This window comes from Bradyrhizobium yuanmingense (assembly GCF_900094575.1).
Taxonomy (GTDB): domain Bacteria; phylum Pseudomonadota; class Alphaproteobacteria; order Rhizobiales; family Xanthobacteraceae; genus Bradyrhizobium; species Bradyrhizobium yuanmingense.
The window spans coordinates 21,638-34,307 of sequence record NZ_FMAE01000001.1 but is presented as its reverse complement, the minus strand read 5'-3'; the positions used below and the strand labels follow the sequence as shown (position 1 = coordinate 34,307).

11 protein-coding genes are annotated in these 12,670 nt (G+C 63.5%); 8 read left to right on the top strand and 3 right to left on the bottom strand.

What is annotated here, in order from left to right:
* The first annotated feature begins 16 nt into the window (after nucleotides 1-16).
* From GA0061099_RS42700 to GA0061099_RS00160, 3 genes are all read left to right on the top strand, one after another.
* Nucleotides 17-544, top strand: coding sequence for an ABC transporter substrate binding protein (locus GA0061099_RS42700; RefSeq protein WP_050995894.1), 528 nt, complete (start codon nucleotides 17-19; stop codon nucleotides 542-544).
* Complete coding sequence (locus GA0061099_RS42695; protein ID WP_074447481.1) at nucleotides 445-975, top strand: ABC transporter substrate binding protein; 531 nt, start codon at nucleotides 445-447, stop codon at nucleotides 973-975. The genes GA0061099_RS42700 and GA0061099_RS42695 overlap by 100 nt, the downstream gene beginning before the upstream one ends.
* A 204-nt stretch (nucleotides 976-1,179) precedes the next feature.
* Nucleotides 1,180-1,743 carry a group I truncated hemoglobin gene (locus GA0061099_RS00160; RefSeq protein WP_036023379.1) on the top strand — a complete coding sequence of 188 codons (564 nt, stop codon included), beginning with the start codon at nucleotides 1,180-1,182 and terminating at the stop codon, nucleotides 1,741-1,743.
* Between the two features lie 432 nt (nucleotides 1,744-2,175).
* On the opposite strand, the gene frc is transcribed toward GA0061099_RS00160, so the two are convergent.
* From frc to GA0061099_RS00140, 3 genes are all read right to left on the bottom strand, one after another.
* Nucleotides 2,176-3,453, bottom strand: coding sequence for a formyl-CoA transferase (gene frc / locus GA0061099_RS00150; protein WP_036023337.1), 1,278 nt, complete (start codon nucleotides 3,451-3,453; stop codon nucleotides 2,176-2,178).
* Nucleotides 3,454-3,515: 62 nt separating this feature from the next.
* Entirely contained in the window at nucleotides 3,516-5,249 is a 1,734-nt protein-coding gene (oxc, locus tag GA0061099_RS00145; RefSeq protein WP_036005667.1) for an oxalyl-CoA decarboxylase, read from the bottom strand.
* Nucleotides 5,250-5,325: 76 nt separating this feature from the next.
* Nucleotides 5,326-6,021, bottom strand: coding sequence for a GntR family transcriptional regulator (locus tag GA0061099_RS00140; protein WP_157282741.1), 696 nt, complete (start codon nucleotides 6,019-6,021; stop codon nucleotides 5,326-5,328).
* A gap of 351 nt (nucleotides 6,022-6,372) precedes the next feature.
* Here GA0061099_RS00140 and GA0061099_RS00135 point away from each other — a divergent pair, with 351 nt between their 5' ends.
* From GA0061099_RS00135 to GA0061099_RS00115, 5 genes are all read left to right on the top strand, one after another.
* Entirely contained in the window at nucleotides 6,373-8,502 is a 2,130-nt protein-coding gene (locus GA0061099_RS00135) for an acetate--CoA ligase family protein (protein ID WP_036005664.1), read from the top strand.
* A 161-nt stretch (nucleotides 8,503-8,663) separates the two neighbouring features.
* On the top strand, nucleotides 8,664-9,506 hold the full coding sequence (locus tag GA0061099_RS00130) for an IclR family transcriptional regulator (RefSeq protein ID WP_036023338.1): 843 nt from the start codon (nucleotides 8,664-8,666) through the stop codon (nucleotides 9,504-9,506).
* A gap of 105 nt (nucleotides 9,507-9,611) precedes the next feature.
* Complete coding sequence (locus GA0061099_RS00125) at nucleotides 9,612-10,580, top strand: Bug family tripartite tricarboxylate transporter substrate binding protein (protein ID WP_036023339.1); 969 nt, start codon at nucleotides 9,612-9,614, stop codon at nucleotides 10,578-10,580.
* Nucleotides 10,577-11,062, top strand: coding sequence for a tripartite tricarboxylate transporter TctB family protein (locus GA0061099_RS00120; protein WP_036023340.1), 486 nt, complete (start codon nucleotides 10,577-10,579; stop codon nucleotides 11,060-11,062). Before GA0061099_RS00125 ends, GA0061099_RS00120 begins: the two co-directional genes overlap by 4 nt.
* The gene (locus GA0061099_RS00115) at nucleotides 11,062-12,561 is read left to right on the top strand and encodes a tripartite tricarboxylate transporter permease (protein ID WP_036023341.1); all 1,500 of its coding nucleotides are present in this window, start codon (nucleotides 11,062-11,064) and stop codon (nucleotides 12,559-12,561) included. The genes GA0061099_RS00120 and GA0061099_RS00115 overlap by 1 nt, the downstream gene beginning before the upstream one ends.
* Nucleotides 12,562-12,670: the final 109 nt, after the last annotated feature.

Below are 12,670 nucleotides of genomic sequence, written 5' to 3'. Positions count from 1 at the left end.
CTAGAGGGAGCGACGCATGCGACGGCGGGAATTCATAGTCTTCAGCGGTGCCGTAGCAATCCTCCCATATACTGCGGGGGCTCAGGCCCAAGTCCGCCGCGTGGGTGCGCTCCTAGCTAGCCCTCTAAGCAGGCCAATTCTCGAAAGAGTATTGAAGGAGAAAGGTTGGCTGTTGGGTCAGAACCTGCTCATAGACTATTGCATAAGCGATGGCGATACTGAGGAGAGCCGCAAGTGCGCGCGCGAATTGATCTCGTTGAAGCCTGATGTCTTGTTCGCGGTTACCAACACGTCGATGGCGTCACTGCAAGCTGAGGGGTCTAACATCCCGACCGTATTCGCGATGGTCAGCGATCCGATTGGAATGCGCTATGTCGAGACTTTCGCGCGGCCCGGTCGTAATGTTACCGGCTTCACTGCCTTTGCACCATCTCTCGGGGGTAAGTGGGTCTCCCTGCTGCGATCGCGCCGCAGATTGAGCGGATCGGCGTTATCTACAACCCAGAACCAGGGAATAACTCTGCTGCGTTTCTCGCTTCGATAAAGGCCGTCGCACAAACCTCCGGGGTGGTTTCGGTGGAGACGCCCCACGGCGATAGCTCCAGCATCGAACGGCTAATCGTATCTCTCCAAGACGCGCGGAACGCTGGTCTTGTTTTTCTACCTGACGCACTGACTGCCGCACGACGGAAGGAAATGACCGCGCTTGTTGCTAAGTGCAGGTTGCCCGCGATCTACTTCCTACGACTATTCTGCGATGTAGGGGGTCTTGTTTCGTATGGAGCAAACCTCAATAAAATATATGCAGGCGCGGCATCCTACGTTGATCGAATTTTGCGCGGCGCCAATCCGGCAGACCTGCCAGTGCAAGCTCCGACCGAATTCGAATTCATCATCAACCGCAACACCGCGAGAGTGCTCGGCTTGGAATTACCCGAAAGCCTCCTAGCCCGCGCCGATGAAGTTATCGAATAGAGAGCCGACTTCCGCTTGTGGCCCATCGCAGACGTCCCGAGCGGCCACACAAGCCAATGTGCGGTGAATCGTTCTTAGCGTGTAACCCCGACGCTTCCATCTTAATCCATCGACCTAAAATTTAATGCCGGAAGAAAGTGACGAATTCTGACCGGCGGCATGCTCCCAACGGATTATCCTGTTGCCTCACCAGAGGAGGTGACCATGGTACAATTTATTCCGACTTCCATCACACGACGAAGCATGGTCGCAGGAATGGCGCTGACCGCCGCCCCGACGACTGCATTGCAGGGAGCGAGTAAGGCATACGCGCAGGCCCAGCAAACCTCTCCTGAGAAAAGTCTGTATGAGCGGCTGGGCGGCGTTTTTGCTATTGCGGCCGTGGTGGATCACTTCAGCGACGCTGTCGTGAAGAATCCCGTCGTGGGCCAGAAGTCCAAGAATCCGCAACTACGAGAATGGCACACCAAGAACCTGACAAGGTTGCCGGGCCTCAAGTTCATGCGGACGCTGTGGGTCTGCGACGTTTCGGGCGGGCCCCTTAAGTTCGCGGCCACCAAGCCTGGCGCGACGCCGCTCGGACTTGAGGAAGCGCACCGCAATCTCAGAATATCTCCGGCAGAGTTCGATGAGGTCGCGGCGGAACTCGGGCGGAGCCTCGACTTTGCCAAGGTCCCTAAGCGCGAGAAAGCCGAGGTGCTGGCTGCGTTTGCCGCGCACAAGGACGAGGTTACCGCCGGGTCTGCGACGGTCGGCAAGCGCGGCTGAAGGGTGATCTTCCCGGTCTTCGCTAGCACCGACTGGCTCCGGCTGGGCGGGCACGTTGGATCGCGCCGCGATCCGTCCAGTTGTGGCCCATGCTGACGTCCCTCGGGCTGACGTCCGATAAGCGCCCTTGGACTCCAGATCTCTGCAGCCCCTTCCGCGAACAGCGTGTGGTCGGGATCCGCTCCGATGTGCAGCAGCCAGCGCCTGATGTGCGCTCCCGGCATGATAGCCACGATGGCATAATACCCCTGTTTTGCCCGACGGGTCAGAAGTTTTTCGTCGAATCAGAAATATCGTTGCGTGCCAACGGGATGGCTACTGTGCATGGGGTTGTTTTCCAGTTTTGATTTTGAGCCTGCGATTGCACGCCTTCACAAGCAAAAGGGGCCGCCCCTTCGGACGGCCCCTTTGGTCTCGTGAAATGTGGTCCGCTTACTCCGCGGCCTGCTTCTGCGGCGGGTCGAGCGCGCCCGACTTGTGGATCTCGGCGACCTGGTGATCGCTGAAGCCGAGCACCGAGCGCAGGATCTCGTCGGTGTGCTCGCCGAGCAGCGGCGATCGCGTCACGTCTGCCGGGCTATCCGACAGCTTGATCGGGTTGCCGACCGAGACGTACTTGCCGCGGGTGGGGTGGTCGACCTCGACCACCGTGCCGGTGGCGCGCAGCGACTGGTCTTCCGCGATCTCCTTCATCGACAGGATCGGGCCGCAGGGGATGTCGTCCTTGTTGAGGATCTCCATCGCCTCGAACTTTGTCTTCGTCATCGTCCACTGCTCGATGCGGGCGAAGATCTCGTTCAGGCGCGGCAGGCGCGCGGCCGGCTTGGCGTAGTTCGGATCGGTCTTCCAGCTGGGCTCGCCGATCACATCGCAGATCTTCTCCCAGACCGGGGCCTGGGTGATGAAGTAGATGTAGGCGTTGGGATCGGTCTCCCAGCCCTTGCACTTCAGGATGCGGCCGGGCTGGCCGCCGCCGGAATCGTTGCCGGCGCGCGGCACGGCGTCGCCGAACGGCACGCCTTCGCCGAACTGGCTGTATTCCTTCAGCGGGCCGTGGGCGAGGCGCTGCTGGTCGCGCAGCTTGACGCGGCAGAGGTTGAGCACGCCGTCCTGCATCGCGGCAGTGACGCGCTGGCCCTTGCCGCTGTGGGTGCGCTGGTAGAGCGCGGTGACGATGCCGAGCGCGAGGTGCAGGCCGGTGCCGCTATCGCCGATCTGCGCGCCGGTGACGAGCGGGACGCCGTCGCGGAAGCCGGTGGTGGAGGCGGCGCCGCCGGTGCACTGGGCGACGTTCTCGTAGACCTTGCAGTCTTCGTACGGTCCAGGGCCAAAACCCTTGATCGAGGCGACGATCATCTTCGGGTTGATCGACTGGATCTTCTCCCAGGGAAAGCCCATGCGGTCGAGCACGCCGGGGCCGAAATTCTCGACCAGCACGTCGCACTTCTTGATCAACTCGGTCAGGACTTCCTTGCCCTTGGGGTTTTTGGTGTCGAGCGTGATCGAGCGCTTGTTGTGGTTGAGCATGGTGAAATACAGGCTGTCCACGTTCGGGATGTCCTGCAGCTGGCCGCGGGTGATGTCACCCACGCCCGGGCGTTCCACCTTGATCACGTCGGCGCCGAACCAGGCCAGCAGCTGCGTGCAGGTCGGTCCTGACTGGACGTGGGTGAAGTCGAGAATGCGAACGCCCTCGAGCGCTTTGGTCATCGTATTGCTCCGTACTCTGTCTGCCCCTGCACCCGGCAGGGAATAAGGGTTGAGGGGTGGACTTACTTCTTCTTCTGCAGAACGCTCTGTGGATTGAGGTTGCCGATGCGGCCGCTCTCCGAGCCGGCGGCCGGATCGATCACGGCGTTGATGAGCGTCGGCTTACCGGACTTCATGGCGTCGTTGACGGCACGCTTCAGCTCGTCCGGCGAGGTCGCGTTGACGCCGACGCCGCCGAAGGCTTCCATCATCTTGTCGTAGCGCGCGCCCTTGACGAACACGGTGGTCGCCGGATCGGAGTTGGCGCCGTTGACGTCGGTGCCGCGATAGATGCCGTCATTGTTGAAGATGACGACGCAGATCGGCAAATTGTAGCGGCAGATGGTCTCGACCTCCATGCCGGAGAAGCCGAACGCCGAGTCGCCTTCCACGGCCAGCACGGGGTGACCGGTCTCGAGCGCGGCCGCGATCGCCTGGCCCATGCCGATGCCCATCACGCCCCAGGTGCCGACGTCGAGACGCTTGCGGGGCTTGTACATGTCGATGACGCCGCGGGCGAGGTCGAGTGTGTTGGCGCCTTCGTTGACGAGGATCGCCTCGGGATAGTCCTTGATGACGTTCTTCAGCACACCGAGCGCGCCGTGATAATCCATCGGCGATTTGTTGTTCATGAGCTTCGGCGCCATCTTGGCGACGTTCTCTTCGCGCTTGGTCGAAACGGCGTTGGTCCATTCGGCCGGCGGGGCGGTCCAGGATGATCCCATCGCCTGGTTGAAGGCGGAGACCACCGAGCCGATGTCGCCGACGACGGGCGCGACGATCTCGACGTTGGAATCCATCTCCTTCGGCTCGATGTCGACCTGGATGAACTTCTTCGGCGCCTCGCCCCAGCTCTTGCCCTTGCCGTGCGACAGCAGCCAGTTCAGCCGCGCGCCGATCAGCATGACGACGTCGGAGTCCTTCAGCACCGTCGAGCGGGCGGCGCCGGCGCATTGCGGATGGGTGTCGGGGAGCAGGCCCTTGGCCATGCTCATGGGCAGGAACGGAACGCCGCTCTTCTCGACGAAGCTCTTGATCTCCTCATCGGCCTGCGCGTAGGCCGCGCCCTTGCCGAGGATGATGAGGGGGCGCTTGGCGCTCTTGAGCACGTCGAGCGCGCGCTTCACGGATGCGGGCGAGGGGATCTGCGCGGGCGCCGCGTCTATCACCTTGACCAGCGACTTCTGGCCGGCCTCGGCGTTCATGACTTGGCCGAACAGTTTTGCCGGCAGGTCGAGATAGACGCCGCCCGGACGGCCTGAGACCGCAGCGCGGATGGCGCGGGCGAAGCCGATGCCGATGTCCTGGGCGTGCAGCACGCGATAGGCCGCCTTGCACAGCGGCTTTGCGATCGCAAGCTGGTCCATCTCCTCGTAGTCGCCCTGCTGGAGGTCGACGATCTCGCGCTCGGAAGAGCCGGAGACCAGGATCATCGGATAGCAATTGGTGGTGGCGTGGGCGAGGGCGGTGAGACCATTCAGGAAGCCGGGCGCCGACACCGTGAGGCAGACGCCGGGCTTCTTGGTGAGATAGCCGGCGATGCCGGCGGCGTAGCCGGCGTTCTGCTCGTGACGGAACGAGATCACGCGAATACCCGCGGCCTGCGCCATGCGGCCCAAATCCGTGATCGGGATGCCCGGCACATTATAGATGGTGTTGATGCCGTTCAGCTTGAGCGCGTCGATGACGAGATGGAAGCCATCCGTCAGTTCCTGCTCGGTGCCCGGTGCTTCGGACTTGGTCGCGGTATTCAGCATGGGCCTTGTCTCCCTGGTCTCAAGGTCGTTGGGGCGAATTGTTCGCCCTTCTGGTGAACGTTGCTTAAGTGAACAGTTACGTAAACAGTTCTTGGCCGTGCGCTTCGACGTAAGCGGCAAGGCCGAGGGTGTGATCGCGGGCGCGCTTCTCGGCAAGCTCGGTGTCGCGCGCTTCCAGCGCTTCGATGATGCCGAGATGCTCGGGCAGTGACGTCGCGGTGCGGTCCTTGCGTCCGATGGTCAGCTGGCGATAGCCGCGCACGTGCAAGAGCAGGTCGTTGGTGAGATCGACCAGCACCGGCGATTCCGACAGCGAGATCAGCGCCTGGTGGAAGGCGATGTTGGCGCGCGAATATTCCTCGACGTGATCCTCGGGCAGTCGGTCCTTGCCGAAATCCTTGAAATAGTCGCGCAGCGCCGTGATGTCCTTCTTGCGCGCGGTGGTGGTGATGAGACGGGCGGCCATGCTCTCCAGCGCCGCCCAGGCGCGGATCATGTCGACGATCTCGCTCTTGGTCCTGCGCACCACCATGATGCCGCGGCGGGGCACAGTCTTCACGAAACCGTCCTGCTCCAGCATCGCGATGGCCTCGCGGATCGGCGTGCGGCTGACGCCGAGCCGTTCGGACAGCGCGCGCTCGTCGAGCATCACCGGCTCGGGCGTCGAGTAGATGTCCATCTTGAGGATGGCTTCCTTCAAGGCGTCATACGCCTTGTTCTTGAAGCTGCTCTCCGGGGCAATACGAACGATTGCGATGTCTGCCTCGGCCATGTTCGGCAACGCCTTGGTTGGTTTCCGTAGTGACACGACGAATCTCCTCCAGTGGGGAGTCGTCTTTTACAGGAATATTAACGGGAAAGTTTTTGGCATACCACATGCCAGAATGTCAAGCTGCCTATTTTTTGCGGCCTTCTAGGCCCTACACCAGCTTGACAAGTTGGCTTCTGGCATACCAAATGCCATCGCCAGCCATTTTTGATCCATGCCGGCGGAGTAGTCCTGAGGCTTATGCCACTCCGTACCGCCGCATGGAACAGAGCGCGGCGAATGGCAAGCATCATGGGCAGCCGCAAACACGCGCGCGCTTTGAAAAGAACGAACTGAGGTCAAGGGAGAAGCCACATGTCCAATTCCAAAGATGCCGTCCGCAAGGTGCTTGACCAGGTCAAGGCGGACAATCGCACCAGCCTGACGGCCCCGGAAGGCAAGCTGGTCTGCGACGCCTACGGCATTCCGGTGCCGAAGGAGGGCGTGGCCAAGTCGGCGGGCGAGGCCGGCAAGATGGCCTCGTCCATGGGCTTCCCCGTCGTGATGAAGATCGTCTCGCCGGACATTCTCCACAAAACCGAAGCCGGCGGCGTCATCGTCGGCCTCAAGACGACCGAGGAGGCCGAGAAGGCCTACGAGACCATCCTCGGCAACGCAAAGAAATATAAGTCCGATGCCAAGATCGAAGGTGTGCAGGTGCAGCAGATGTTGGCCGGCGGAACCGAGGTCATCGTCGGCTCGATCACCGACGGCTCGTTCGGCAAGCTGGTCGCCTTCGGCCTCGGCGGCGTGCTCGTCGAGGTGCTCAAGGACATCACCTTCCGCCTCGCGCCGGCGACCAAGGAAGACGCGCTCTCGATGCTCGACGGCATCCAGGCGCACGAGATCCTGAAAGGCGTGCGCGGCGGCGAGCCGGTGAACCGCAACGCGCTCGCCGACGTCATCGTCAAGGTCTCGCAGCTCGTCACCGATTTCCCTGAGATCGTCGAGCTCGACCTCAACCCGGTGTTCGCGACGCCGAAGGATGCCACGGCCGCAGACGTCCGCATCGTGGTCGACTTCGCCTACAAGCCCAAGCCGAAGCCGCGTCCGACCGATGAGATCGTCGCGGCGATGAACCGCATCATGCAGCCGAAGGCGGTCGCCGTGGTCGGCGCCTCCGCGGAGGACGGCAAGATCGGCAATTCCGTGATGAAGAACCTCATCAACGGCGGCTACAAGGGTGAGATCTATCCGATCCATCCCAAGGCCGCCGAGATCCTCGGCTACAAGGCCTACAAGAGCGTCAAGGACGTGCCTGGTGTGATCGACGTCGCGGTGTTCGCAATCCCCGCGAAATTCGTCGCGGCCGCGCTGACCGAATGCGGCGAGAAGAAGATCCCGGGCGCGGTGCTGATCCCGTCGGGCTTCGCTGAAGCCGGTGCGCCGGAGCTGCAGGCCGAGATCGTCGAGGTCGGCAAGAAGTACGACATCCGTCTGATGGGGCCGAACATCTACGGCTTCTATTATACGCCCGCCAATCTCTGCGCGACCTTCTGCACCGCCTATGACGTCAAGGGCCATGCGGCGCTGTCGTCGCAGTCGGGCGGCATCGGCATGGCCATCATCGGCTTCTCGCGCTCGGCCAAGATGGGCGTGTCCGCGATCGTCGGCCTCGGCAACAAGTCCGATATCGACGAGGACGATCTGCTCGCCTTCTTCGAGCAGGACCCGAACACCAATCTGATCGCCCAGCACTGCGAAGACCTCAAGGACGGCCGCGCCTTCGCGGAAGCCGCAAAGCGCGTGTCCAAGAAGAAGCCGGTGGTGGTGCTCAAGGCCGGCCGGACCTCGGCCGGCGCGAAGGCGGCGTCGTCCCACACCGGCGCGCTCGCCGGCAACGATCGCATCTATGAGGACGTGTTCAAGCAGTCCGGCGTGATCCGTGCCCGCTCACTTCGCCAGTTGCTTGAATTCGCCCGCGGCGTACCGGTGCTGCCGACGCCGAAGGGCGAGAACGTTCTCATCATCACCGGTGCCGGCGGCTCGGGCGTGCTGCTGTCGGACTCCTGCGTCGATAACGGCCTGTCGCTGATGTCGATGCCGCCGGATCTCGATGCGGCCTTCCGCAAGTTCATCCCGCCGTTTGGAGCGGCCGGCAATCCCGTGGATATCACCGGCGGCGAGCCGCCGATCACCTACGTCAACACCGTGAAGCTCGGCCTGTCGGATGAGCGCATCCACGCGCTGATCCTCGGCTATTGGCACACCATCGTCACGCCGCCGATGGTGTTCGCCCGCAACATGGTCGAGGTGAAAAAGGAGATGGAGGCCAAGGGCTTCGTGAAGCCGATGGTCGCCTCGCTCGCTGGCGACGTCGAGGTCGAGGAGGCCGCCGAATATCTCTATCAGAACGGCATCCCGGCTTACGCCTATTCGACCGAGCTGCCGGTCGAGGTGCTTGGCGCCAAGTACAAGTGGGCACGCGGGGCAGGGCTGCTCTGAGCTGCGACTTCACCTCTCCCCGCTTGCGGGGAGAGGCCGAATTGCAAAGCAATTCGGGTGAGGGGACTCTCCACGAATCCATCTCTCACCGTCTTTGCGGAGACTCCCCTCACCCCGACCCTCTCCCCGCGAGCGGGGCGAGGGAGAACGGTCAGGTCGCGATGAGCAAGAACGTGATCCGGCGCAAATCGCTCGAGCCCAAATCGGCCTCGGAGGCCGATCACGAGAGCCGCGACGGTGGCGTGCAATCGGTCGACCGCGCGCTGTCGATCATCGAGACGCTGGCCGAGGACGACGAAGGCTATCGTCTGAGCGATCTCGCGATCCGCACCGGCCTGTCGGCGTCCACCGTGCACCGGCTGCTCGCAACGCTCGAAAGCCGCCGTTTCGTGCAGTTCGACCGTGGCGAATCCAAATGGCACGTCGGCGTGCGCAGCTTCACGGTCGGCGCCAGCTTTGCGCGGCGACGCAATTTCTCCGCACAGGCGATTCCATATTTGCGCAAGCTGCGCGATCTCACCCGCGAGACGGCCAATCTCGCCGTGGTCGACGATGAATTCATCATCGTGCTGACCCGCATGGAAAGCCGCGAGATCATGCGCTCGCTGACCAAGGTCGGTGGCCGCGTCCCCATGGTGACCTCCGGCGTCGGCAAGGCGGTGCTCGCAACCTATTCAGACGAGGACGTCGGCGCCGTCATCCGCCATCACGGCATGCCCCGCCTGACCGAGAAGTCGATCGTGCGGCCGAGCGACCTGTTCAGGGAGCTCGAGAAAATCCGCAAACAGGGCTTTGCCGTCGACGATGAGGAGGCGCAGATCGGCCTGCGCTGCGTCGCGGCGGTGGTATACAACGCGCTGGCCGAACCGCTTGCGGCGATCTCTGTTTCCGGCCTGACGAGCCGCGTCACCGACGAACGGTTGCCGGAGATCGGCCAGATCGTCCGGGACGTCGCGGCGGAACTGACTGCCGCGCTCGGCGGGGTGATCCCGGCGCCCCGCTGACCAAAAACGCTGAGGCATGTCACTGGACAGCATCGGGCGTTTTGGTTGATATGCGACCAAACGACACAATGCGGCAAACGTCCGCATGAGCCTGGAGATGCCCACATGTTCCGATTTCCCGTGCGCCTTGTCGGCGCAGCCGTCGCGTTGACTCTTGCGGCAGCCAATCCGGGCTTTGCCCAGCAGCTCGAGCTCAAGCTGATGGCGCCGGCGGCTCCGGGCGGAGGCTGGGACCAGACCGCGCGCTCGATGCAGCAGGCGCTGGTGGCTGCGGGCGTCGCCCGCAGCGTGCAGGTCACCAATGTTCCCGGTGCAGGTGGCAGCGTCGGCATCGCCCAGTTCGTCAACGGCGCCAAGGGCGACGGCAACCAGATGATGGTCAACGGCTTCGTCATGGTCGGCGCGCTCGCCATGAACAAGTCGCCGGTGACGCTGGAGCAGGTGACGCCGATCGCGCGCCTCACCGAGGAAATCCAGGTGATCGTGGTTCCCGCGAACTCGCCGATCAAGACTGCGCAGGATCTGGCCGCCGCGGTGAAGGCCGATATCGCGAAGGTCACCTTTGCCGGCGGTTCGGCCGGCGGCGTCGACCATGTGATGGCGGCCTTGTTCGCCGGCGCCGTCGGTGCCGACGCCAAGAAGATCAATTACATCCCGTTCTCCGGCGGCGGCGAGTCGCTGGCGGCGATCCTCGGCGGCAAGGTCACCGCGGGCATTTCGGGGCTCAGCGAATATGAAGGGCAGATCAAGTCCGGCAAGCTGCGCGCGATCGGCGTGACCTCGGAGAAGCGCATCGCGGGCAGCGACATCCCCACGTTCAAGGAGCAGGGCATCGACCTCGTGATCGCCAATTGGCGTTCGGTGGTCGCGCCTCCCGGCATCACGCCGGAGCAGCGCAAGACCTTGAGCGATGCGGTCGAGAAGATGGTGAAGTCTGACGCCTGGAAAGAGATCCTCAAGCAAAAAGGCTGGGAGGATGCCTATCTCGGCGGCGATGCTTTTGCCGACTTCCTGAAGAAGGAAACGGCCCGTGTCACCGACGTGCTGAAATCGGTCGGCCTGGTCAAGTCATGACCTCGGGCGATCCCGTCCAGCCGCCGCGGCGCGTCGACCGCGCCGGTCTCGTCATCGCGGCATCGCTTGCGGTGCTCGCGGTCGTGCTGGTCTGGGACGCGCGCGGCCTGCAATCCGCCGCGATGTACGGGATGGGGCCGGAGGCGATGCCGGTCGTGGTCGCCTGCGGCCTTGCGCTGCTTGCGATCGTCAATTTCGTCGATGCACTGCGCGGCAATCTGCCGGCACGCGAAAGCGCCGATCCCGTGCCTGTGGTTCTGATCCTCGTCGGTCTGGCGCTGCTGATCGCCATCATCGGCTTTGGCGGCGGCTTCATCCTAGCGACCTCAGCCCTGTTCGTGACGACCTCGGCGGCCTTCGGACGCCGTGCCATCCTCATCGACGCCATCATCGCTCTCGTGATGTCGACCCTCATCTATCTCGCGTTCGACCGGTTGTTGACGCTGAGCCTGCCTGCCGGCCCGCTGGAGCGACTGCTGTGATGGATACCTTTGCCGCGCTGGCTCACGGCATGGCGGTCGCCGTCCAGCCGATGAACCTGCTTTACGCGCTGATCGGCGTGTTCCTCGGCACGGCCGTGGGCGTTCTGCCCGGCATCGGCCCGGCATTGACGGTCGCGCTGCTGCTGCCAGTGACCTACAAGCTCGACCCCGGCGGTTCGCTGATCATGTTCGCCGGCATCTATTATGGCGGCATGTACGGCGGATCGACCACAGCGATCCTCATCAACACGCCGGGTGAAAGCGCCTCGATGGCGACCGCGCTCGAAGGCAACAAGATGGCCAAGGCCGGCCGCGGCGGGCCGGCGCTTGCGACCTCCGCAATCGGTTCCTTCGTCGCCGGCACCATCGCCACCATTGGCTTGGCTTTCCTTGCGCCATGGCTGGTCGATGTCGCCGTGCGCTTCGGTCCGGAGGATTATTTCGCGCTGATGTGCGTTGCCTTCGTCACGGTGTCGGCGACCTTCGGCGATTCCCCAATCCGCGGCCTGACCAGCCTGTTCATCGGTCTGACGCTCGGTCTCGTCGGCATCGACAAGTTGACCGGTCAGGCGCGGCTTGCGTTCGGCGTTCCTGAATTGCTCGACGGCGTTGAAGTCACAACGCTCGCGGTCGGCCTGTTCGCGGTGGGCGAGGCACTCTACGTCGCATCGCGCCGCCACCACACCGAGGAGAAGCTGGAGCCGGTGCGCGGCTCGCTGTGGATGACCAAGGAGGACTGGAAGCGGTCTTGGAAGCCCTGGCTGCGCGGCACCATGTTCGGCTTTCCGATCGGTGCGCTGCCGGCCGGCGGTGCGGAGATCCCGACCTTCCTGTCCTATTCGACTGAGAAGCGGCTGACGAAGCACCCCGAAGAGTTCGGCAAGGGCGCGATCGAAGGGGTCGCCGGGCCCGAAGCCGCCAACAACGCCTCCGCCGCAGGCACGCTGGTGCCGCTCTTGACGCTGGGCCTGCCGACTTCGGCGACCGCCGCGATGATGCTGGCGGGCTTCCAGCAATATGGTCTCAATCCGGGCCCGCTGCTGTTCGCCGAGCGGCCCGACCTCGTGTGGGGCCTGATCGCCAGCCTGTTCATCGCCAACATGATGCTATTGGTGCTCAATCTGCCGCTGGTCGGCCTGTGGGTGCGGCTGCTCGCGATCCCGCAGCCCTGGCTCTATGCCGGCATCCTGGTGTTCGCGACCATGGGCACCATCGCGGCAAAGCCGTCGGTGGTGGAATTGTCGATGCTCGCCGGTTTCGGCGTGCTCGGCTTCCTGATGCGCCGGTTCGATTTCCCGATCGCGCCGGTCGTGGTCGGCCTGATCCTGGGCCCGATTGCCGAAAGCCAGCTGCGCCGCGCGCTCGCGATCAGCCTCGGCGATCCCATGACGCTGCTGCAGAGCCCGATCTCGGCGACGCTCCTCGGCGTCGCGCTGATCGCGCTGGTGGCACCCTTCGTCTTGAAGGGGCTCGGGCGGTTCAAGGCGAATGAGGACTAGCGGAACTCATCAACGGCCAGTTTGCCCAATGCGTAAGCAAAGGTGCCGTTTTATTTGAGTTGCCCCTGCCGCCGTCGGGGGCAACCATCGCTGGGCTGTCCAATATCCG

What these genes read in the sequence shown, in the direction of transcription:
- GA0061099_RS42700 (WP_050995894.1), top strand. Translation starts at nt 17, where the DNA reads ATGCGACGGCGGGAATTCATAGTCTTCAGCGGTGCCGTAGCAATCCTC.
- GA0061099_RS00160 (WP_036023379.1), top strand. Translation starts at nt 1,180, where the DNA reads ATGGTACAATTTATTCCGACTTCCATCACACGACGAAGCATGGTCGCA.
- frc (WP_036023337.1), bottom strand. Translation starts at nt 3,453, where the DNA reads ATGACCAAAGCGCTCGAGGGCGTTCGCATTCTCGACTTCACCCACGTC.
- oxc (WP_036005667.1), bottom strand. Translation starts at nt 5,249, where the DNA reads ATGCTGAATACCGCGACCAAGTCCGAAGCACCGGGCACCGAGCAGGAA.
- GA0061099_RS00140 (WP_157282741.1), bottom strand. Translation starts at nt 6,021, where the DNA reads ATGGCCGAGGCAGACATCGCAATCGTTCGTATTGCCCCGGAGAGCAGC.
- GA0061099_RS00135 (WP_036005664.1), top strand. Translation starts at nt 6,373, where the DNA reads ATGTCCAATTCCAAAGATGCCGTCCGCAAGGTGCTTGACCAGGTCAAG.
- GA0061099_RS00130 (WP_036023338.1), top strand. Translation starts at nt 8,664, where the DNA reads ATGAGCAAGAACGTGATCCGGCGCAAATCGCTCGAGCCCAAATCGGCC.
- GA0061099_RS00125 (WP_036023339.1), top strand. Translation starts at nt 9,612, where the DNA reads ATGTTCCGATTTCCCGTGCGCCTTGTCGGCGCAGCCGTCGCGTTGACT.
- GA0061099_RS00120 (WP_036023340.1), top strand. Translation starts at nt 10,577, where the DNA reads ATGACCTCGGGCGATCCCGTCCAGCCGCCGCGGCGCGTCGACCGCGCC.
- GA0061099_RS00115 (WP_036023341.1), top strand. Translation starts at nt 11,062, where the DNA reads ATGGATACCTTTGCCGCGCTGGCTCACGGCATGGCGGTCGCCGTCCAG.